The following is a 22,304-nucleotide window of genomic DNA, read 5'->3' on the forward strand; positions in this document are numbered from 1 at the left end:
CGCCCCATGACATCCTCCCTTTCGGAAAGCGCAACCGACGACGAGCAGCAGGCGGAGGGGGGCTGGATTTCCTTCCTGCGCCGCAACCGTCGCTCTCTTTCGGCCGCTGGTACGCTATTTGTGATCGCTCTCTTCGGCTTTGCGATCTTTCACCTGACATCCGAAGTTCAGTACGATGAAGTCGTCCAAGCCTTGGCAGATACGCCCTGGGCGTCGCTTGCGGCGGCGGTGTTCTTCACGGCGCTGAGCTTCCTGGCGCTGACCTTCTATGACGTCGGCGCGCTCGATTATGTCCGGCGCAAGCTGCCCTATGCCGATGTGGCGCTGACGGCCGCTTGCGCCTATGCGGTCGGCAACACCGCCGGTTTTGGCGCCTTGAGCGGTGGCGCGATCCGCTACCGGTCCTATTCCCGCCTCGGCATCGAGCCGGAAAATATTGCCCGGATCATTGCCTTCGTGACGCTTGCCTTTGGGCTCGGCCTTCTGACGGTGACCTGCCTCAGCCTGCTGGCGGTCGGCGAATATGTGGCGCCGATGACCGGGCTCGATCCGCTTTTGCTGCGCGTGATCGCCGTCGTCATCCTCGGCGGGTTGTTCACCGTGTTCTTCCTTGCGCGCGACGGCCGCGAGGTCAGCCTCGGACGCCTGACATTGCGGCTGCCGGATTCGCGCACGGTCTCGCGCCAGTTCCTGGTGACCGCGCTCGATCTCGCCGCTTCGGCAACCGTCCTCTATGTGCTCCTGCCGGCCGGCACCATCGGCTGGCCGGCTTTCCTCGCCGTCTACTCGCTCGCCGTCGGCGTCGGTGTTCTCAGTCACGTTCCAGCCGGCCTCGGCGTCTTCGAGACGATCATCATCGCGACGCTCGGCCACAACACCGATGTCGACACCATTCTCGGCGCGCTGGTTCTCTATCGCGTGATCTATCACGTGCTGCCGCTGGTGATTGCGATCGCCGTCGTTATCGGCATCGAGCTCCGCCAGCTCTCCGGCCATCCGGTCGCCTCAAGTGTGCGCCGCGTTGGCGGCCGGATGACGCCGCTGCTGCTGGCGACGCTCGGCGTCGTGCTCGCGATCATGCTGGTGCTTTCGAGCGTGACGCCGACACCCGACGAAAATCTGGCCTTTCTTGAAAGCCTGCTGCCCCTGCCGATCGTCGAGGGCGCCCATTTCCTCGCAAGCCTGCTCGGCCTTGCGCTCGTCGTCGTCTCCCGCGGCCTGGCGCTGCGCCTGGATGGTGCCTGGTGGGCGTCGATCGTGATTGCGATCGCCGCACTCCTGCTGTCGCTGATCAAGGCGATCGCGGTGGTGGAAGCGGGCATGCTCGCCTTCTTTCTCGTGGGGCTGCTCGTCAGCCGGCGCCTGTTCGTCCGTCCGGCATCCCTCTTTGGCCAGGCGCTCACCATACCGTGGCTGACGGCGCTTGGGGTCATCTGCCTCGGCGGACTGGTCGTCCTGCTCTTTGTCTACCGCGATGTCGAATACAGCCACGAGCTCTGGTGGCAGTTCGAATTTTCGGCCGAGGCGCCGCGCGGGCTGCGGGCGCTCCTGGGCGTCACCATCGGTGCCAGCATGCTTGCGATCTGGAGCCTGATGCGCCCGGCAACCGGGGCGGCGGAGCCCGCCTCCGACGATGCGATGGAGCGCGCCTTGGCGATCGTCGAGGCGCAAAACATGTCCGACGCCAATCTGGTGCGCATGGGCGACAAGAGCATCCTGTTCTCGGCCGACCGGCGGGCCTTCATCATGTACGGCCAGCGGGCCCGTTCCTGGATTGCGCTCTTCGATCCGGTCGGGCCAATCGACGCCTGGCCGGAACTGATCTGGCATTTCATCGAGAAGGCGCGAGCCGCCGGTTGCCGGGCTGTGTTCTATCAGGTTTCGGCCGAGGGGCTTGCCTACTATGCCGATGCGGGGCTGCGCGCCTTCCGGCTCGGTGAACTGGCGCGCGTCGATCTCGCCCGTTTCGAGATGAAGGGCGGCAAGTGGGCAAACTTGCGCCAGCAGGTCAGCCGCGCCCAGCGCGACGGGCTGGAGTTTCAGGTCGTGCCGCCGGCGGACGTTCCTGAAATCATGGCCGACCTGACGGCTGTTTCCGATGCCTGGCTCGCGCATCACAACGCCAAGGAAAAGGGCTTCTCGCTCGGCGCCTTCGATCCGGACTACCTGGCCGAACAACCGGTTGCGATCCTCACATGCAACGGACGCATCGTCGCTTTCGCCAATATCCTCGTGACCGGGACGAAGGAGGAGGGCACCGTCGATCTGATGCGCTTCTCGCCGGACGCGCCGAAGGGAGCCATGGATTTCCTCTTCGCCCAGGTAATGGAATATCTGAAGGGGGAGGGGTTCCGCGCCTTCAATCTCGGCATGGCACCCCTGTCCGGCATGTCGACGCGCCAGATCGCGCCGGTGTGGGACCGGGCCGGCCGTACCTTCTTCGAACACGGCGAGCGCTTCTACAACTTCAAGGGCCTGCGCGCCTTCAAGTCGAAGTTTCATCCGCAGTGGCAACCGCGCTATCTTGTCGCCAGTGGCGGCATCAATCCGATCCTCGCCTTGATGGATGCGACATTCCTGATCGGCGGCGGTCTCAAGGGAGTGGTGAAGAAATGATCCGTGTCGCGAACGCCTGGAAATGCCTCACCTCGGCGGCGTTGCTGCTTTCGGTTTCCATTCTTCCTGCTGCCGCGGAAGACGCGCCGAAGAGCTACGATACCGGGATGATCCCGTCGCCGCGCATCATGTTGCCCAAGGAAAAGGCGACCGCACTGGTCGTGCTGCTTTCGGATGCTTCAGGCTGGACGGACAAGGAGCAGGCGGTCGCTGATACGCTCACCGGTGACAAGACCATCGTCATCGGTGTCGATCTCAAGGCTTATCTCGCGTCGCTCGCCAAGGATGACGGCGACTGCATCTACATGGTCTCCGATATCGAATCGCTCAGCCAGCAGGTACAGCGCGCCATCGGCAGCGATGCCTACCAACTGCCGATCGTTGCCGGTGTCGGCGCCGGTGGCGCCATGGCGCTCGCGATTGCCGCCCAGACGCCGCCAGCCACGATCGGCCAGACGCTGGCGGTCGATCCGGAGGAGGGCATCGCGCTCAGGAAACAGCTCTGCACTCCGGCCGATAAGGTGAAGAAAGGCGACCGCATGGTCTATGGCTTGACCGATGGTGCCTTGCCGGACCCGGTCTCCGTCGTCTTCTCGCCGGCAGCCTCCGCGGATGGGCGCTCGCATGTGGCCGCGCTTATCGCAAAGCATCCGGATGTCGATCAGGAAGACAGTGACGATGATGCCTTCACGGCATTGTCCGACCATCTCTCGGATATCATCGACAGCGAAAGCGACGCCGGCAACCCGTTCGGCCTGCCGCTGACCATTCTCGACGCCAAGCCGACGCGCGATACGATGGCGGTGATCTATTCGGGTGACGGCGGCTGGCGTGACATCGACAAGGAAGTCGGCGACGTCCTCCAGCAGCAGGGGGTGCCGGTCGTCGGCTTCGATTCCCTGCATTATTTCTGGTCGGAACGCGATCCCCAGGCGACGGCGGACGACCTTGCCAAAGTGATGAGCTACTACCGCAAGCACTGGAACGTGCGCAACGTACTGCTGATCGGCTATTCCTTCGGTGCCGACGTTCTGCCGCGAACCTTCAACCTGCTGCCATCAGGCGAAAAGGCGCATGTCCGCCAGGTGACGCTGATGGCGCTGTCGCACTTGGTCGACTACAAGGTGTCGGTGCTCGGCTGGCTGGGTGCGGAAGGCGATGGCAAGGGCGGCGATCCGCTCGACGACATCAAGCGCATCGATCCGGCGCTGGTGCAATGCATCTACGGCACCGACGAAGAGGATGATGCCTGCCCTGAATTGAAGGGAACGGGCGTCGACATCATCGGCATCGACGGTGGCCATCACTTCGACGAGGACTATCCGGCATTGACGCGGCGTGTGCTCGATGCGCTCGATCGCAGGCTGGCGTCGGCGAAGTGATGAATTGATCCAGCGCATCTTCCGCTTCCAGTAATTTCACTGAAAGCGGGGTGCTCTAATCAGGCGGCAGGCGAGATCAGCGTGGCGGTTGCTTCGGCAGCGCTATGGCTCACCGCGCGACCATCTTCCATGCGCACCTTGCCCTCGGCCATCAGCCGGAGCGCCATCGGATAGGTGCGGTGCTCGACGGTCAGCACCCGCGCTGCAAGGCTTTCGGATGTATCGCCGGGGAGAACCGGCACCACTGCCTGCGCGAGGATCGGGCCTTCGTCCATGCCTTCGGTCACGAAGTGCACCGTGCAGCCGGCGACCTTCATGCCGGCGTCGATCGCCCGCTGATGGGTGTGCAAGCCGGGGAAGAGCGGCAGCAGCGAGGGGTGGATGTTGAGGATCCGCCCTTGATGGCGCTGGATGAAGGTTGCCGAAAGCAGCCGCATATAGCCGGCCAGGCAGATGATATCCGGCGATAGGCGATCGAGCTCGGCAAGGATTGCCGCCTCGTGGGCGTCCTTGCTGTCGAAATCCTTGCGCAGGAAACTGCGTGTGGCAATACCGAGTGCTGCCGCCTTGACGAGGCCGCCGGCATCCGCCTTGTCGGCGATGACCGCAACGATCTCGGCGGGAAAACCTGGCTCGGCCGCGGCTTTCGCCAGCGCCAGCATGTTGGAGCCGCCACCCGAAATGAAGACGACGACCCGCTTCTTGCCCGTCGAGACCTCAGTCGTCATAGGGCGAGGGTGCCCTTGTAGATCGTGCCGGCAGCACCTTCGTCGCGCGCGACCATCCGGCCGAGCGTGAAGACGGTTTCACCTTCGCCGGTCAGCACAGAGGCGATCTCCGCAGCCTTGTCCGCCGGGACGACGACGATCATGCCGACGCCGCAGTTGAAGGTGCGCAGCATCTCGTTGGCAGCAACGCCGCCGGTCTGTGCAAGCCAGGAGAACACCTTCGGCGCCTTGATCGCATCGAGGTCGATCTCGGCGGCGAGGTGCTTCGGCAGCACGCGCGGAATGTTCTCGGGGAAGCCGCCGCCGGTGATATGGGCGAGCGCCTTGATCGCGCCGGTCTCGCGGATCGCCTTCAAGAGCGGCTTCACATAGATGCGCGTCGGCGTCATCAGGAGATCGGCAAGCGTGCCTTCGCCGAACGGCGCGGGTGCGTCCCAGGCAAGGCCCGAGAGCGTGACGATCTTGCGCACCAGCGAATAGCCGTTGGAGTGAACGCCCGACGATGCGAGGCCGAGGATGACGTCGCCTTCGCCGATGTCTCCGGCCGGCAACAGTTGTCCGCGCTCGGCGGCACCCACGGCGAAGCCGGCAAGGTCATAATCGCCACCCGAATACATGCCGGGCATTTCGGCCGTCTCGCCGCCGATCAGCGCGCAGCCCGCTTCGCGGCAGCCGCTGGCGATGCCAGCGACGATCGCGGCACCCTGGTCCGGGTCGAGCTTGCCGGTCGCGAAATAGTCGAGGAAGAACAGCGGCTCGGCGCCCTGGACCACGAGGTCGTTGACGCACATGGCGACAAGGTCGATGCCGACAGTGTCGTGCTTGTTGGCATCGATGGCGATCTTGAGCTTGGTGCCGACGCCGTCATTGGCGGCAACCAGAACCGGGTCGGTGAAGCCTGCCGCCTTCAGGTCGAAGAGACCGCCGAAGCCGCCGATCTCACCGTCGGCGCCCGGACGCCTCGTCGAGCGCACATGCGGCTTGATCTTCTCGACCATCAGGTTGCCGGCGTCGATGTCCACGCCCGCGTCGCTATAGGTGAGGCCGTTCTTTCCCGACTGGCTCATGCTCGTTCTCCAAGGCTCGTCGTGCGACAGGTATTTTGCGGATGCGATTGGCACGGCAGGCAAGGGAGTGCAAGCCGAGACCACGGATTGGCGGCGTTTTTTCAACATTTTGCCCATATCCCACGGTAGAAGCAAAGCAGCATAGCTCCAAACCGCGCGGCCTCACCCGGTTGGACTTGACCGGCGCCCGCGCCGCCCCCTATCTCCTTTAAAGGGTTGTGATACGCGATCGGCGCATGCGGCGCGCCAGGGCGGGATGTGGAAAAGTGTGTGCGGTGTTACGCCGGCATCCTGCTCTCGCTTACGAGAAACGGTCACGTTGATGATTTCAGGTCGATCCGACCTAAGAGCACGTGATCTAAAGGAGTGTCATGGATATCAAGGTCAGCGGTTCCGGATTGCAGCGCCAGGTCATCTTCTGGCTGCTGGTGCTTGCCGCCTTCATTGCATTCCTCATGGTTTTCAGCTCGATCCTGCTGCCGTTCCTTGCCGGCATGGCGCTTGCCTATTTCCTCGATCCGGTCGCCGACCGTCTCGAGCGGCTTGGCCTCAGCCGGTTGATGGCGACGGTCGTCATCTTGATCGGCTTCGTCGTGGTCTTCGTGCTGGCGCTCATGGTCATCATTCCTGTTGTCGTCAGCCAGGCGGCCGATTTCATCGCGAACATCCCCGGCTACGCCTCGAAGCTGCAAGTGCTGGTCAACGAAGCGCAGACGCGTCTGATCCCCGATTGGCTGGCGAGCCAGATGCCGTCGCTCAAGCAGAGCTCCGGCAAGCTGCTGGAACAGGGAGCCGCTTTCGTCGGCACGCTCTTCCAGCAGATCTGGAACTCCGGCGTGGCGCTGCTCGATGTCATCTCGCTGCTGGTCGTTACCCCTGTCGTCGCCTTCTATATTCTGCTCGACTGGGACCGGATGGTGGAGAAGGTCGATAGCTGGGTTCCGCGCGACTACGTCTCGGATGTGCGCCAGATCGCCCGCGACATGAACACGACGATCGCCGGCTTCGTGCGCGGGCAGGGCTCGCTCTGCGTCATCCTTGGCCTTTATTACGGTATCGGCCTGTCGCTGGTCGGTCTCAATTTCGGCCTGCTGATCGGCCTCTTCGCCGGCATGATCAGCTTCATTCCCTATGTCGGATCCATGGTCGGCCTCGTGCTCGCTGTTGGCGTTGCCCTGGTGCAGTTCTGGCCGGACTATCTTTGGATCGGCCTCGTGCTTGCAGTTTTCTTCAGCGGTCAGTTCATGGAGGGCAACATCCTCCAGCCGAAGCTGGTGGGCAAAAGCGTCGGCCTGCATCCGGTCTGGTTGATGTTTGCGCTCCTTGCCTTCGGCGCGCTCTTCGGCTTCGTCGGTCTGCTGGTGGCGGTGCCGGCAGCAGCGGCCATCGGCGTGCTTGTCCGCTTCGGCATCCAGCGGTACCTTGATAGCGACCTCTATCACGGGCACGGCAAGGCCGTGGAAAAGAAGGCGAAGAGCGACAAGGCCGCCTGATTTCCGACGATTGTCCCGAGTACAGCATGACAAAACGCGCATTCGAACAAATACCCCTGGCCTTCGGCCACGACCCGGCGACGGGCCGTGAGGACCTGCTCGTCTCCGACAGGCTGAGCGCTGCGATCGCCATCGTCGACCACTGGCCGGACTGGCCGTCGCCGGTCGTCATCATCGCCGGGCCCGTCGGCTCCGGCAAATCGCATCTCGCCAGCATCTGGAAAGAGCGGGCAGGGGCCGAAACGATCCATCCGCTCGCCGGCTCGGATGCCGCGCTGATTGCGGCGGAGAAGCCTGTCCTCTTCGAGGACGCCGACCGCAGTGGCTTTGACGACACGACGCTTTTCCACGTCATCAACAACGTGCGCCAGCATGGCACCGGTCTCCTGATGACGACGCGGCTATGGCCGATGTCCTGGCCGGTGACGCTGCCGGATCTGCGCTCGCGCCTGAAGGCGGCGACCATCGTCGAGATCGGCGAGCCGGATGACGAGTTGCTGACGCAGGTGCTGATCAAGCTTTTCGCCGACCGCCAGCTCTTCGTCGACGAGCGGCTCGTGGGCTATATCGTTCAGCGCATGGAGCGGTCGCTGGAGGCGGCGCAGACGATCGTCGAGCGCATCGACCATCTGGCACTTTCCCGCGGAACGAAGCTCAGCCGGGCACTTGCTTCCGAAGTTCTCGAAGAACTGGGGAATCGGCGGCGGTCCGATTGACTGTCACAGAACCGTCGTCAAACTGAGATAGCCGGTGCAACCGGAGCAATGGGATCGAATGAGCATGGATAACGCGGTATCGGCGGTGAACGAAAACCAGGCGGCAGTGGAGGACATCGATCTGCTGACCAGCCCGCGGCGCTTCATCAACCGCGAATTCTCCTGGCTGCAGTTCAATCGTCGCGTGCTCGAAGAAACGCTGAATACGGCACATCCGCTGCTGGAGCGGATTCGCTTCCTGTCGATCTCCGCTGCCAACCTCGACGAGTTCTTCATGGTGCGCGTTGCGGGCCTGGAAGGGCAGGTGCGCCAGGGCCTTTCCATGCGCTCGCCCGATGGTAAGACGCCGGTCGAACAGCTCGAAGACATCCTCAAGGAAATCGACAATCTGCAGATGGAGCAGCAGGCCTCGCTTGCGGTCCTGCAGCAGTATCTCGCCAAGGAAGACATCCTGATCGTGCGCCCGGCGTCGCTGTCGGCGCAGGACAGGAGCTGGCTTGCCAACGAGTTCGACCAGTCGATCTTCCCGGTGCTGACGCCGCTCTCGATCGATCCGGCGCACCCGTTCCCGTTCATTCCGAACTTAGGCTTCTCGATGGGCCTGCAGCTCGTCAGCAAGACTGGCCGCGAGCCGATGACCGCGCTCTTGCGCCTGCCGGTCGCGCTCGACCGCTTTATCCGGCTGCCCGACGTCAAGAACGTCATCCGCTATATTACGCTCGAAGATATGGTCAGCCAGTTCATCGATCGGCTGTTCCCCGGTTACGAGGTCAAGGGTTCCGGTACCTTCCGCATCATCCGCGACAGCGATATCGAAGTGGAGGAAGAAGCCGAAGACCTGGTGCGCTTCTTCGAAACCGCGTTGAAGCGCCGTCGCCGTGGTTCGGTGATCCGCATCGAGACCGATTCGGAAATGCCGGCGTCGCTGCGCCAGTTCGTCGTGCAGGAACTCGGCGTTCCGGAAAACCGCATCGCCGTTCTCCCCGGCCTGCTGGCGCTCAACACGCTCTCTGAAATCACCAAGGCGCCGCGCGACGATCTGCGCTTCGACCCCTACAATCCGCGCTTTCCCGAGCGCGTCCGCGAGCATGCCGGCGATTGCCTGGCGGCGATCCGCGAGAAGGACATGGTGGTCCACCACCCCTACGAATCCTTCGACGTCGTCGTGCAGTTCCTGTTGCAGGCGGCACGCGATCCTGAAGTGGTCGCCATCAAGCAGACGCTCTACCGCACCTCGAACGACAGTCCGATCGTGCGCGCGCTGATCGATGCGGCTGAAGCCGGCAAGTCGGTGACGGCGCTGGTCGAGCTCAAGGCCCGTTTCGACGAGGAGGCCAATATCCGCTGGGCGCGCGACCTCGAGCGCGCCGGCGTGCAGGTCGTTTTCGGTTTCATCGAACTCAAGACTCACGCCAAGATGTCGATGGTGGTGCGGCGTGAGGAAGGCAGGCTCAGGACCTACTGCCACCTCGGCACCGGCAACTATCACCCGGTGACGGCGAAGATCTATACCGACCTGTCGTTCTTCACCTGCAACCCGGTGATCGCCCACGACATGGCGAACATCTTCAACTTCATCACCGGCTATGGCGAGCCGGAAGCCGGCATGAAGCTCGCGGTTTCGCCGCACACGCTGCGCCCGCGCATCCTCAAGCACGTCGACGAAGAGATCGAACATGCCAAGGCCGGGCGCCCGGCGGCGATCTGGATGAAGATGAATTCTCTCGTCGACCCGGAAATCATCGACGCGCTCTACAAGGCGAGCCGCGCCGGCGTCGAGATCGACCTCGTGGTGCGCGGCATCTGCTGCCTTCGGCCGCAAGTCCCCGGGCTCTCCGACAACATCCGTGTCAAGTCCATCGTCGGCCGTTTCCTCGAACATTCCCGCATATTCTGCTTCGGCAACGGCCATGGGCTTCCATCGGAAAATGCCCTTGTCTATATCGGCTCGGCGGATATGATGCCGCGCAATCTGGACCGGCGGGTCGAGACGCTCGTGCCTCTCATCAACCGGACTGTGCACGAACAGGTTCTGTCGCAGATCATGCTGGGCAATCTCATCGACAACCAGCAGAGCTACGAAATTCTTCCTGATGGCACCTCTCGCCGGATGGAAGTCGGCAAGGACGCCGAGCCTTTCAACGCACAGCACTATTTCATGACCAATCCCAGCCTCTCCGGCCGGGGTGAAGCCCTGAAGTCCAGCGCACCGAAGCTCATAGCTGGCTGGAAGAGCGGCTGGCACAAATAAACTGGAATTGCATGGTCGAATCAGAAGCGCAGGGGCGTCTGCCCGGCATCCGCCCGGTTTCCGTTATCGATATCGGTTCGAACTCCATCCGCCTTGTCGTCTATGAAGGCCTGAGCCGCTCGCCGGCCATGCTGTTCAACGAAAAGGTGATGTGCGGTCTCGGCAAGGGCATCGATGCGACCGGACGCATGGACGAAGAAAGCGTCGAGCGCGCGCTCAGGGCGCTGCATCGCTTCCACGCGCTCTCGAAGCAGGCGCGTGCCATATCGATGTATGTGCTCGCCACGGCGGCAGCACGCGAAGCGAGCAACGGTCCGGCCTTCATCGAGAAGGCGGAGGCGATCCTCGGCCATAAGGTCCGTATCCTCACCGGCGAGGAGGAGGCCTATTATTCCGCGATGGGTATCGTCAGCGGCTATCACGATCCTGATGGCGTCGTCGGCGACCTTGGCGGCGGTTCCCTTGAGCTCGTCGACGTCTCGGGCACGAAGATCGGCAAGGGTATCACCCTGCCGCTCGGCGGCATCCGGCTGTTCGAACACAGCAATGGCTCGCTCACGAAAGCGCGCACCTGGGTGCGCAAGTTCATGAAGAACTCGGCCGTGCTGAGGACCGGTACGGGCCGCACCTTCTACGCTGTCGGCGGCACATGGCGCTCGATCGCCAAGCTGCACATGGAGACCCGGGACTATCCGCTGCACATGATGCAGGGCTACGAGATTTCCTACGACGAGGCGATGGCGCTGCTGCCTGAAGTGATCGAGCCGAAGAGCATCAAGCCGTCGGCCTATGCGACGATCTCGAAGAGCCGCCGCAGCCTTCTGCCCTTCGGGGCGATCGCCATGCAGGAAGCGCTCTCGATCATGAAGCCGGAGCGGATTTCCTTCTCGGCACTCGGTGTGCGCGAAGGCTATCTGTTCTCGTTGCTGAAGGACGAGGAACGCGCCCAGGATCCGCTGCTGACGGCGGCGAATGAAATCGCCATCCTGCGCGCCCGCTCACCCGAGCATGCGCGTGAACTGGCCGACTGGACGGGCCGCATGGTGCCGTTCTTCGGGATAGAAGAGACGGAAGAGGAAAGCCGTTATCGTCAGGCCGCGTGCCTGCTCGCCGATATCAGCTGGCGCGCGCATCCCGACTATCGCGGCCTGCAGGCGCTGAACATCATCGCCCACTCGACCTTCTCCGGTATCACCCATGCGGGCCGCGCCTATATCGCGCTTGCCAACTACTACCGCTTCGAAGGGCTGAACGATGACGGCGCCACGAACGCGCTTGCCGGTATCACCACGCCGCGCTTGCTGGAACTGGCGAAGCTGCTCGGCGGCCTGCTGCGTGTCGCCTACCTGTTCTCGGCGTCGATGCCGGGGATTACGCAGAACCTGACGTTCCGCAAATCGTCCCAGCCGGACGTGGATCTCGAGATCGTCGTTCCGGCCGCCTATTCGGAGTTTGCCGGCGAGCGGCTGAATGGGCGCCTGCAGCAACTCGGCAAGCTCACCGGCAAGAGGCTCGCTTTCCACTTCGAAAGCTGAGGCTGAGGAAAATCTTGTTTCTTGCGGAAAGGGCGCGCCAACCTGGGCTGGCGCGCCCTTTTTGATTATTCGGCCTTCAGGAAATCGCCGACTTCGAGCAGCACGAATTCATTGTCATCGGCCTTGTCGAGCGCGCGACCGGCCGAGAACGGCAGGTTGTTGTCGTTGCCGACGATGATGTGGGTCTCATTGACGCGGTCGACGTTCTCGATGGTGACGAAGGGCATGTCGTAGAAGCCTTCGCCGCCGCCCTGGCGCCTCTTGTTATCCGGGTCGGCGATCTTGAGCAGGTCGATGTAGCCGATCTTTCGCACGGCCTTGCCGACATTGCTGTCATCGAAGGCGATCTTGTAGATGCGCTTGACCTTGGAGCCGGTGGCGAAGCAGTCCGGCTTCGGGTCCTTCGGGTCGGCACACGCCTTGTCGACCGTGCCGGCGCCGTTGTCGCGTTCGATCACCAGCGCGGTCTTGTCGTCGAGCATGTTGAAGTCGCCGATCGCCTCGCCGCCTTCAGCCAGCGGATAGAGCCAGCTGCGACCGGTCCAGGCCTTGCTCGCGACATCGAGTTCGATGATGCGCAGCGCCGGGCGACCATCGGCCTGCTCGACCGTTTCGCCGTCCGTCCAGAGGGGGCCTTCGAGCAGGCCATAGAGCTTGCTGCCATCCTTGGAAAGGGCCATGCCTTCATAGCCGCCGGAGCGCTTCAGGTTGAAAGCGGGCGTCTTCTTCGACGGGTCGGCCTGCAGCGTCAGCGTCGGATTGTCGGGCGACAGGACCGGCTTGCCATCGACCGTCGTCGCAACGACGTCCGTCAGCTTGCCGTCGAGATCGAACTTGAGGATGTAGGGTCCGAATTCTTCGCCAACCCAGAAGCCGTCGGCGACCGGCTGGATCGATTCGACGTCGAAATCCGCCCCGGTGAGATAGCGCTTGTCAGAACCTTCCATGACGATCGGGAAGGGTGCCTTCTTGTCCGGGTCGGTGAGGAAGAGGGTCTTCAGCGCTTCGACCTTGCCCCCATCCCAGTCCATCTTGACGTGATGCAGCATCAGCATGGCGTCGGTGGAGTTCAGCTTGTTGCCGAAGCCATTGTCGGAGAGGCTCCAGAACGTACCGTCCTCCATCGCCTTGATGCCGGAAAAGCCTTGCATCGGCTGGCCGTTGAAGGGCAGCGAAAGCCCGGTCGGGCGAACGCCGTCCTTGCCCGGCACGGTGCCGAGCGCTTCTGCGCGCTTGCGGTCCGCGGAGGTGAACTTGCCGGAGGTCTTCAGGTAATCGGGTGCATCCGAGGGAGCGGCGATGATCGTGTTCGCCGGCAGGATCGCGTGACCCTTCAGCGTTGCGGTGAAGGACTTTTCCTCGGCCGAGGCGGCCATCGTCATCAAAAGTGAGAGCGCCGCGGTGGCGAGAAGCGTTTTCGTCATAAAAGTCACCATGGGTTGGAGCCTCCCGCATGCCTCCTTAAATCGCCCTCGATTTAAGGACAAAGACATGCAGCAATTCGAAGTGCTACAGCGACCTTTACGCGTCTGATAAGACGCGCGGCGCTGTAGACCGCAACCCGATAGGCGGCTTAGATGACGAAGGGGTGATGCTTGTCTGACAGACCGATGAAGCTTTGGTGACAGGCTCAGCCGGCGACGGCGAGGCTCGCCCAGCGTCCTGGTGTTATGCCATAGGCGCGCTTGAAATGGCGGGTGAAATGCGCCTGATCGGCAAAGCCGGTTTCGAGCGCAGCACCTGCAAGACTTTCTCCCCTGGCAATCATCTGCCGGGCGCGCTCCAGCCGGCGCATCAGGAGGTAGCGATGCGGGCTTGTGCCGAGAACTTTGCGGAACTGCCTCGCCAGCGTGAAGCGATCGAGCCCGCTGACGGCCTCGAGTTCCTGGGAACCCACGGGCCGCTCGAGATTGGCGCGAAGGTATTCGGTTGCCTCCAGAACTGCGTGCTTGTCGGCCTTTCCCGGCTTGATGTCCTTGGCGCCGGCATGCCGGTAGAGGCCCTCCGCGATCCGAACGAGGATGTCGTCAAGCGCCAGCTCGTCGATGCCATTGTCGAGGTCCATCACGGCTTCTCCGACCGCCTGCCGCAGGGCCTCGTCACCCACGACAGGTGCTGCGACGAAGGGCAGGGCGCGCCCCGTTTCGCCGAGCGCGGCGAGCAAGCGTTCCGGCTGCAGATACATCATCCGATAGCGCAGCCCGATCTCCGTTCCCGCGCCGCCATCGTGGATCTCGTCCGGGTGGAGGATGATGATGCTCCCGGGTTTGCTGAAGCGGCTTTCGCCGCGGTACTGGAACGTCTGGACGCCGCCGAGCGTCACGCCGATCGCGTAGGTGTCGTGGCGATGAGGCTCAAAGAATTTCCCATGCAGGCGCGCTTCTATGCGCTCGATGCCATCGACGGCGGGAGCGACCCGGATACCGTCACCTTGCGTCCCGCACAATCGTTCAAGATCGACGGCAGCACCCTCCGATAATGCGTCTTCCGGCACGCCCTGTCGGGCTGAAATGGAGATGACTGTCATGTTCGATACCAAATTTGCGATCGTATTGCGCGAAGACCTGGCAACCTGGCAAAAGCTGAACGTCACCGCCTTCCTCGCCACCGGTATTGCCGGGCAGAAGCCCGATATCATCGGGGAAGACTATCGCGACGGCGCCGGCAACGTCTACAACGCCCTGAGTGTCCAGCCGATCATCGTGCTCGCTGCAGATGGGAAGACACTCGGCAACATTCAACGACGTGCGATCGAAAGAGAAATACGAGCCTCGATCTATGTCGACGGCATGTTCGCCACCGGCCACGACAATGCCAATCGCGCGGTTTTCGCGGAAACCAGACCGGACGATGCCGCGGTCGCCGGCATCGCCATCCATGCGGACAAGAAGCTGGTCGACAAGATTACCAAGGGCGCAAACCTGCACGGCTGAAGCGGCTACGGCCCGACGGTGACTATTCCGCCGCACTGGGCGCAAGGGCAGGCGGTGAGCCTCCGACACGCAGTGCCAGAACGCCGAGCTTTTGACCGCGGCCCTTGATCGCGTGCTCGCCGAGATCCTCGACCCGGACATAGTGCGGCAGACGCATCTTGCGGGCGAGGTCGGTGGAGATCAGCACCTGGTGGCCGAGTGTCTTGCAAAAGCCTTCCAGCCGGGCGGTGGTGTTCACCGTATCGCCGAAATAGGTGATCTTGTGCCTGTCGAGGCCGATTTCGGCAGCAACGATGGTGCCGCCATGAAGGGCTGCGCGCAGGCGCGGGACCTCGCCGAATTCCTTCTGCCAGCGGTGCGCCTCCGCATCGATAATTTCCAGAATGTCGAAGACGCAATGAATGCAGGCCGCATTGTTGGTGGCGCGGTCGAAGGGCCAGGTGATGACGGCAGCGTCGCCCACATAGTCGTCTATCGACCCCCGATAGCGCAGCACAGGGTCGGCAATCGTCGCGAACAGCCGGCCGAGATATTCCTGCATCCTGAGGTCGCCGTGTTTCTCGGCGTAGCTGGTCGAGCCGGCGAGGTCGACGAACAGGAAGACGCGCTCTTCCTGAACCGGATTGCGGTAACGGCCCGTCAGCAGGCTCAGAAAGACATCGCGGCCCAAAAGCTCGCGAACCCGGAGGATGAAGACGAGCGAACCCGAGATACCCAATGCGAAGAGCAGGACCGTCTTGGATGGCGTCATCGCCTCCATCCAGTTGTCGTCCATAACGCCGCTTGTCTGCATGATCAGGCCGGCCGCCGCGTAGCCGACATCGAGAAGCACGAAGTAGATCGCAAGCGAGGCGACAAAGAAGACAGGCGTCGAGAAGGCGTGGATCCGCCGATTGAGGCGCCGGAAGATGATGCGCCTCTCGAAGGCAATGATCGGCAGGCACATAAAGAGCGCGTAGGTGGCGCCGATCAGGGCGCCCTTTCCATAGAAAACCCATGCGTAAACTGCCCCTGCGCCCGCGATGACGAGCAGCAGCAGAAGTCCTTCGAAAGTGGAGAAGCGCCAACGCATAGGAAGCCCCGGTACGGAAGAAGCGGCATACGTGTCAGTCGGCACGCAACGTTGCCGCTCTGCCACGCCTACAGCGGCGCGCGTCTTATCAGACGCGCAAGGGTCGCTGTAGCACTTTGAATTTCTGCATGTTTTTGCCCTTTAATCGGGTACGATTAAGGAAACATGCAGTAGTCACCTTCGTTCGAGACGATGGTGATTCTGTTCCGCCCGGCTTTCAGCTAGAGCCGGATTCGGGCGGAAACTTGACTCCGTCCGATACTATTTGCCGCTTGAAGCAAATCTAGCTGCCGAGCTCCACCGTCTCGATCTTCTTGTCGACGAAACGAAGAGCCACTTCGCCGTTGATGAGCTTCAGCGCGGTTTCACCGAAGAGTTCGCGCCGCCAGCCCTTGAGCGCGCCGACATCGGCCTTCTCGCCCTCGGCGGCGATCCTGTCGAGATCGTCGCTGTTGGCGATGATCTTCGCGGCCACGCCCTGCTTTTCGGCGATGAGCTTCAAAAGAACCTTGAGCATTTCGCCTGCGGCAGCGGCGCCTTCCGGCGTATGGTTTTGGCGCGGTAGCTTCGGCAGATCGGTCTTCGGGATCGCGAGCGCCTCGTTGACCGCCTCGATGACCGCAGTTCCGGCGCTGGACCGTTCCCAGCCCTTGGGAACGGTCCTAAGCCGTCCCAGGGCTTCCGCGTCCTTCGGCTGCTGCTGGGCAATCTCGTAGATGGCGTCGTCTTTCAGGATGCGGCCGCGCGGTACGTTGCGGGCGCGCGCCTCGCGTTCGCGCCAGGCAGCGACGGTCTTGAGGACGGCGAGTTCGATCGGTTTCTTGACGCGCATCTTGAGACGCTGCCAGGCGTCGTCCGGATGCAGGTCATAGGTGTCGCGTGCCTCAAGGATCGCCATCTCTTCAGTCAGCCACAACGAGCGCCCCTCGCGTTCCAGCTCTGCGGCCAGGTACTTGTAGATGTCGCGCAGATGCGTGACGTCGGCGAGCGCATAGTCGAGCTGCTTGTCGGTCAGCGGCCGGCGGCTCCAGTCGGTAAAGCGTGAGGACTTGTCGATCTGCGTGCCGGTCACGCGGTTGACGAGCTGGTCATAGGAGACGCTATCGCCGAAGCCGCAAACCATGGCCGCGACCTGTGTGTCGAAGATCGGGTGCGGAATGAGGTTGCCGAGATGGAAGATGATCTCGATGTCCTGACGCGCGGCATGGAATACCTTGATGACTTCAGGATTGGCCATCAGCGCGAAGAAGGGCGAAAGGTCGATGCCTTTGGCCATCGGGTCGACAATGACGGCGAGATCCGGACTTGCCATCTGGATCAGGCAGAGCTCCGGCCAGAAGGTCGTCTCGCGCAGGAATTCGGTGTCAATCGTAATATAATTTGAACGGGCCAGCTGCTCGCAGGCGGCCTCAAGGTCTGTGGTTGTTTCAATCATCAGATTTAAATCACTGTGGCAAAAATGCGGCTTAGATTTTCGTGTAGCTCTTCGCGGCATCTGTCACAATCGAAATTCTCAGACGATCTTGAAATAACCCGTCATGCCGGTCTTCTGATGCTCGATGATGTGGCAATGGATGACCCAGTCGCCCGGATTGTCCGCTACTAGCGCCACTTCCGCCTGTTCGTCGGGCAAAAGCAGGATCGTATCGGTCGGCGGCGGCAGGAAAGTCCGCTTGTTGGAATTGAGGATGCGGAAGCTCAGGCCGTGCAGATGGATCGGATGCGCGTGCGGCGTCCGGTTGGCGACCTCAAGAACATAGCTCTTGCCGAGCTTCATCTCCTCGATCGGCGCGATCGGGTCCGGCGTGTCGCCCGGCCACGGCACCTTGTTGATCGCCCAGAACGTATAGCCGAGCGAGCCGCAGATCGAAGGTGCTGCCTTGTGCTCGGCCGTCGCCGTCAGCTCGATCGGCACACGGGTCGCGACGGAGAGATCCGCCTCGGCGATCGGGTTGGCGGGCAGGGGGGCAATGTCGCGGAGATCGCGCTTGAGCGATGTCCCGACGGCTCGGAAGCTTGCGATGGTCCAAGGGTGCGACCCACGGAAGTTGCCGAGCGCGACCGTCTGGCCCTCGCCATCGGGCATGCGCACCACTAGGTCGACGCGCTGGCCTGGGCCGAAGTCGTAGCGATCGAGGGAAAAGGGTTTTTCGACCGGGTTGCCGTCGAGCGCGATCACCATCGCCTCAGCGCCATCGAGGCCGATCGTGTAGATGCGCGTGACGTCGGTCGCGGCGATGCGCACGCGAATGAGCCCGCCGGCCGGTGCGTCGTAAGTCGGTTCCTGCTGCCAGTTGGCGGTGCGCACCGTTCCATAGGTGCCGCCGCGCGCGGCATCGCGCGGCTTGAACGGATCGATGAAGGCGCCGCCCGTGCCAAGCCGCCAGTCGCGGAGGTTGAGCACGATCTCGGCATCGAAATCCGGATCCTCGGGGTTCTCGACGACGATCACGCCGGTGAGCCCGCTGCCCATCTGGGTCAGCGTGTTGCAGTGCGGATGGTACCAGAAGGTGCCGGCGTCCGGCGGCGTGAAGAGATAGTCGAAGTGGTCGCCCGGATAGACATAGGGCTGCGTCAGCTCGGGAACGCCATCCATGGCGTTGGCGATGCGAAGGCCGTGCCAGTGCACCGTCGTCGGCTCGTCGAGCCGGTTGATGAGACGCGCGGCGTAAGGCTCACCCTTGCGCATGCGCAGGACCGGCGGCACGCCGCTGTTCTCAGCCTCGCCCAAACCGTAGGTCATCACCTTCGGCGTCACGCCATCCCTGGCGATCTGCGCCTCGGTGAGACGTGCCGTCAGGGTCTGCGGATCCGGCGCGGCCCCGGCGCGTGCCGCCATGCCCGCCCCGAGCGCAAAGGCACCTCCCAGAGCAGCGGAGCCTTGAAGAAAAGTACGGCGGCTGATGACGGGCATTTCGGCAATCTCGGCTGCTGTTCAGGTTGCTGCCGGTTCTAAACCTGATTGTGGAGTTCAGCAATTATCCGAACTGCGCGCATCTTGCCGCAGGCTCAGCCATCCTTGCGCTTGTGGTTGTTGCCGGTGGCGAGCTTGTTGAAGAAGGACGAGGTGCGCAAAAGGTTGCGGAACGGCATCGCACGCTCTCCGGCGGGCACTGGCCCGCGCGCCGTCATGCGCTGCAGGGTGTAGAGCATGAACAGGAAGAGGATCGCCGCCGTGTAGATGAACAGCGCCTGCGGCCCGAAGATGTCGAGCAGGAAGGACGCAAAAAGAGGCCCGATGATCGCGCCGAGCGACCAGAAGAACAGCATGCCGGCAGATACCAGCGCATGCTGCCCCTCGGCTGCGTGGTCGTTGGCATGCGCCGAGCAGAGCGAATAGAGCGGCATGGCAAAAGCGCCGAAGAGGAAGATGCCGGCAAAGTTCAGCCATTCGTCGTTGCCGGCGCCGAAGGCCAGGAACAGGCCGGCGAGCAGCGAGCCGAAAGTGGCGATCAGGATGATCAGCCGGCGGTCGATCCGGTCGGAATAATGGCCGAGCGGATATTGCAGCACGACGCCGCCGATGATGCCGGCGCTCATGAAGGTGGCGATCGCCGTCACGGAAAGGCCGATGCCCTGGGCGTAGATGGGCCCGAGCGAGCGGAAGGCGGCGTTGGTGAGGCCGACGACGATGCAGCCGACGGTCGCGAGTGGCGAAATGTTCCAGAGCGCCTTGACGTCGAACCGGATCGCTTCCGGTGCCACCGGGCTCGACCGGTCGGCAAAAGAGATCGGCACGAGCGACAGTGTCAGTGCCATGGAGATGATGGCGAAGAGTTCGAAGCCCTCGAGGCCGATGCCGGGGATGACATATTGCGCCGCCGTCACCGATCCAAGGTCGACGAGGCGATAGACGGAAAGCGTACGCGCCCGGTTGGCGTTGGTGACGCTGGCGTTCAGCCAGCTTTCGACGGTCGCAAACAGGCAGGCGAAGCAGATGCCGGCAAGCAGCCGCATCAGAAACCACATCAGCGGGTTGATGACGAGCACCATCGAAATGGCCGCGGCGGAGGCAATTGCCGCCATGGCCGAGAACGTGCGGATGTGGCCGATGGCGCGCAGCATGCGGGTGACATAGACGCAGCCGAGCGCGAAACCGATATTGTAGCCGGCCCCGACGACGCCGATCAGGGATGTCGAGAAACCTTCCTCCAACGCACGAAGCGAGATGAAGGTGCCCTGCAGGCCATTGCCGCCGATGAGGATGCCTGCGGTGACGAGGAGGGGGATGAGCGGGCGAATCTGAGACATGGGGCAGGCGACATCCGGGAAAGCGGCCGCGACTCGGGGGATCATTGTGAGGCCTTCCAATGTGTAGCCCCGCATTCCGTGGCCGGACAGCCCCGAATTGTGACGATTGCCGTTCTTTTCGCGGCATTTCGGCCTGCTTCTGTCTCAAGCGGTCTTGGACTGGCCGTTTCCTTGGTTTAGAACGCATCTCCATCTGGGGCGGCGGCGGTCGCGCGGCTTGACAAAGCCGGCGCATCATGCGCTTTTCCGCCCGATTTTGACCATGTGCCGCGCGCCGTGTCCCACGAGCCTGCGCGGCTCTTTCGCAATTCCGGGATAAAACGATGCATCGTTACCGCAGCCACACCTGTGCCGCCCTCCGCAAGTCGGACGTCGGCTCCACCGTTCGCCTTTCGGGCTGGGTCCACCGTGTCCGTGACCATGGCGGCGTGCTCTTCATCGACCTGCGCGACCACTACGGCATCACCCAGGTCGTCGCCGATCCGGACAGCCCGGCCTTCAAGTCGGCTGAAACCGTTCGCGGCGAGTGGGTCATCCGCATCGACGGCCGCGTCAAGGCTCGCACCGACGACACCGTCAACAAAGGCATGCCGACCGGCGAAATCGAGCTCTACGCGCAGGAGATCGAGGTACTCTCGGCCGCCAAGGAACTGCCGCTGCCGGTCTTCGGCGAGCCCGACTATCCGGAAGACGTGCGTCTCAAGTACCGCTTCCTCGACCTGCGCCGCGACACGCTGCACAAGAACATCGTCAAGCGCACCCAGATCATCTCGTCGATGCGCCGCCACATGGGCGAAGTCGGCTTTACCGAATACACGACCCCGATCCTGACCGCATCGTCACCGGAAGGCGCACGCGACTTCCTGGTTCCGTCGCGTATCCACCCCGGCAACTTCTATGCCCTGCCGCAGGCGCCGCAACAGTACAAGCAGCTCTTGATGGTTGCCGGCTTCGACCGTTACTTCCAGATCGCGCCGTGCTTCCGCGACGAAGACCCGCGCGCCGACCGCCTGCCGGGCGAGTTCTACCAACTCGACCTGGAAATGAGCTTCGTCGAGCAGGAAGACGTGTGGTCGACGATGGAGCCGGTCATCCGCGAGATCTTCGTCGAGTTTGCCGATGGCAAGCCGGTGACGGAAAAGTTCCCGCGCATCCCCTATGACACGGCGATCCGCAAATACGGCTCCGACAAGCCGGATCTGCGCAACCCGATCGAGATGCAGGCGGTTACCGAGCACTTCGCCGGCTCCGGCTTCAAGGTTTTCGCGAACATGATCGCCTCGAACCCGAAGGTTGAAGTCTGGGCGATCCCGGCCAAGACCGGTGGCTCGCGCGCCTTCTGCGACCGCATGAACGCCTGGGCCCAGAGCCAGGGCCAGCCGGGCCTCGGCTACATCTTCTGGCGCAAGGAAGGCGAAAAGCTCGAAGGCGCCGGTCCGCTTGCCAAGAACATCGGCGAGGAACGCACCGATGCGATCCGCACCCAGCTTGGCCTCGATGACGGCGACGCCTGCTTCTTCGTCGCCGGCGACCCTTCGAAGTTCTACAAGTTTGCTGGCGAAGCCCGCACACGCGCCGGCGAGGAGCTGAACCTCGTCGACCGTGACCGCTTTGAATTCTGCTGGATCGTCGACTTCCCGTTCTACGAATGGCTGGAAGACGAAAAGAAGATCGATTTCGCCCACAACCCCTTCTCGATGCCGCAGGGTGGCCTCGAGGCGCTGAACACCGAAGATCCGCTGTCGCTCAAGGCCTACCAGTACGACATGGTCTGCAACGGCTTCGAGATCGCCTCCGGCTCGATCCGTAACCAGCTCCCGGAAGTCATGGTCAAGGCCTTCGAGCTGACCGGCAAGTCGCAGCAGGAAGTCGAAGAGCAGTTCGGCGGCCTCTACCGTGCGTTCCAGTACGGCGCGCCTCCGCATGGCGGCATGGCATTCGGCATCGACCGCGTCGTCATGCTGCTCGTCGGCGCGAAGAACCTGCGCGAGATTTCGATCTTCCCGATGAACCAGCAGGCGGTCGACCTCCTGATGGGGGCGCCGTCCGAGGCGACGCCGGCCCAGCTGCGTGAACTGGCGCTTCGCCCGATCCCGCAGAAGAAGGATTGAGGTCGAAGAGACCTGTCAAAAACGAAAGCCCGGCGATCGTTTCGCCGGGCTTTTTTCATGGTCTGCCTGTGATCTGGGTTCAGTGCTTGCCGTAGAACGGCGCGGCTGAATTGGCCCCAAGCCCTCGACGGTCGCGTTCGCCATGCGAG

At 62.8% G+C, this 22,304-nt stretch carries 16 protein-coding genes; 8 read left to right on the forward strand and 8 right to left on the reverse strand.

Annotation, left to right across the window (positions count from 1 at the left end; translation table 11 throughout):
* Positions 1-6 precede the first annotated feature (6 nt).
* Both mprF and IB265_RS05875 read left to right on the forward strand, forming a co-directional pair.
* Positions 7-2,616 (forward strand): bifunctional lysylphosphatidylglycerol flippase/synthetase MprF, encoded by a 2,610-nt coding sequence (mprF, locus tag IB265_RS05870; protein WP_192494657.1) that lies wholly within the window; start codon positions 7-9, stop codon positions 2,614-2,616.
* Positions 2,613-3,998, forward strand: coding sequence for a virulence factor family protein (locus tag IB265_RS05875; protein WP_057252634.1), 1,386 nt, complete (start codon positions 2,613-2,615; stop codon positions 3,996-3,998). Before mprF ends, IB265_RS05875 begins: the two co-directional genes overlap by 4 nt.
* A 59-nt stretch (positions 3,999-4,057) precedes the next feature.
* Here IB265_RS05875 and purN read toward each other — a convergent pair whose 3' ends face one another.
* The gene (purN, locus tag IB265_RS05880; protein ID WP_057252632.1) at positions 4,058-4,726 is read right to left on the reverse strand and encodes a phosphoribosylglycinamide formyltransferase; all 669 of its coding nucleotides are present in this window, start codon (positions 4,724-4,726) and stop codon (positions 4,058-4,060) included.
* Complete coding sequence (gene purM, locus IB265_RS05885; protein WP_057252631.1) at positions 4,723-5,793, reverse strand: phosphoribosylformylglycinamidine cyclo-ligase; 1,071 nt, start codon at positions 5,791-5,793, stop codon at positions 4,723-4,725. The genes purN and purM overlap by 4 nt, the downstream gene beginning before the upstream one ends.
* 371 nt (positions 5,794-6,164) lie before the next feature.
* Between purM and IB265_RS05890 the strand changes: the two genes are divergently transcribed.
* The 4 genes from IB265_RS05890 (at position 6,165) to ppx (ending at position 11,788) form a co-directional block, all read left to right on the forward strand.
* Positions 6,165-7,286 (forward strand): AI-2E family transporter, encoded by a 1,122-nt coding sequence (locus IB265_RS05890; RefSeq protein ID WP_057252628.1) that lies wholly within the window; start codon positions 6,165-6,167, stop codon positions 7,284-7,286.
* Positions 7,287-7,312: 26 nt separating this feature from the next.
* A complete protein-coding gene (gene hdaA / locus IB265_RS05895; RefSeq protein ID WP_057252627.1) occupies positions 7,313-8,002 on the forward strand; it encodes a DnaA regulatory inactivator HdaA in 690 nt (229 codons plus the stop codon).
* Between the two features lie 64 nt (positions 8,003-8,066).
* Positions 8,067-10,253, forward strand: a complete 2,187-nt coding sequence (locus tag IB265_RS05900) for an RNA degradosome polyphosphate kinase (RefSeq protein ID WP_057252898.1) — start codon at positions 8,067-8,069, stop codon at positions 10,251-10,253.
* 11 nt (positions 10,254-10,264) lie between these two features.
* Positions 10,265-11,788 (forward strand): exopolyphosphatase, encoded by a 1,524-nt coding sequence (gene ppx / locus IB265_RS05905; protein ID WP_057252625.1) that lies wholly within the window; start codon positions 10,265-10,267, stop codon positions 11,786-11,788.
* Between the two features lie 65 nt (positions 11,789-11,853).
* Here the strand turns inward: ppx and IB265_RS05910 are convergent, their stop codons facing one another.
* Together IB265_RS05910 and IB265_RS05915 are read right to left on the reverse strand one after the other, a co-directional pair.
* Positions 11,854-13,212: an esterase-like activity of phytase family protein gene (locus IB265_RS05910; RefSeq protein ID WP_192494658.1), complete on the reverse strand. Its 1,359-nt coding sequence runs from the start codon at positions 13,210-13,212 to the stop codon at positions 11,854-11,856.
* A gap of 206 nt (positions 13,213-13,418) precedes the next feature.
* Positions 13,419-14,315 (reverse strand): AraC family transcriptional regulator, encoded by an 897-nt coding sequence (locus tag IB265_RS05915; RefSeq protein ID WP_082615963.1) that lies wholly within the window; start codon positions 14,313-14,315, stop codon positions 13,419-13,421.
* On the opposite strand from IB265_RS05915, the gene IB265_RS05920 reads away from it, so the two are divergent.
* Complete coding sequence (locus IB265_RS05920) at positions 14,314-14,721, forward strand: DUF2000 family protein (protein ID WP_057252622.1); 408 nt, start codon at positions 14,314-14,316, stop codon at positions 14,719-14,721. The genes IB265_RS05915 and IB265_RS05920 overlap by 2 nt on opposite strands.
* 22 nt (positions 14,722-14,743) lie before the next feature.
* Here the strand turns inward: IB265_RS05920 and IB265_RS05925 are convergent, their stop codons facing one another.
* The 4 genes from IB265_RS05925 to IB265_RS05940 all read right to left on the reverse strand — a co-directional run bounded on the left by IB265_RS05925 (position 14,744) and on the right by IB265_RS05940 (position 20,044).
* Complete coding sequence (locus tag IB265_RS05925; RefSeq protein ID WP_057252620.1) at positions 14,744-15,793, reverse strand: adenylate/guanylate cyclase domain-containing protein; 1,050 nt, start codon at positions 15,791-15,793, stop codon at positions 14,744-14,746.
* Between the two features lie 283 nt (positions 15,794-16,076).
* Positions 16,077-17,228 (reverse strand): ribonuclease D, encoded by a 1,152-nt coding sequence (rnd, locus tag IB265_RS05930; RefSeq protein ID WP_057252617.1) that lies wholly within the window; start codon positions 17,226-17,228, stop codon positions 16,077-16,079.
* Between the two features lie 78 nt (positions 17,229-17,306).
* Entirely contained in the window at positions 17,307-18,707 is a 1,401-nt protein-coding gene (locus IB265_RS05935; protein WP_057252614.1) for a multicopper oxidase family protein, read from the reverse strand.
* A 95-nt stretch (positions 18,708-18,802) separates the two neighbouring features.
* Positions 18,803-20,044 (reverse strand): MFS transporter, encoded by a 1,242-nt coding sequence (locus IB265_RS05940; protein WP_057252893.1) that lies wholly within the window; start codon positions 20,042-20,044, stop codon positions 18,803-18,805.
* 323 nt (positions 20,045-20,367) lie between these two features.
* Between IB265_RS05940 and aspS the strand changes: the two genes are divergently transcribed.
* Positions 20,368-22,155 carry an aspartate--tRNA ligase gene (aspS, locus tag IB265_RS05945; protein ID WP_057252612.1) on the forward strand — a complete coding sequence of 596 codons (1,788 nt, stop codon included), beginning with the start codon at positions 20,368-20,370 and terminating at the stop codon, positions 22,153-22,155.
* Positions 22,156-22,304 lie beyond the last annotated feature (149 nt).

The sequence above is a fragment of the Ensifer sp. ENS10 genome (assembly GCF_014852025.1).
Taxonomy (GTDB): Bacteria; Pseudomonadota; Alphaproteobacteria; order Rhizobiales; family Rhizobiaceae; genus Ensifer.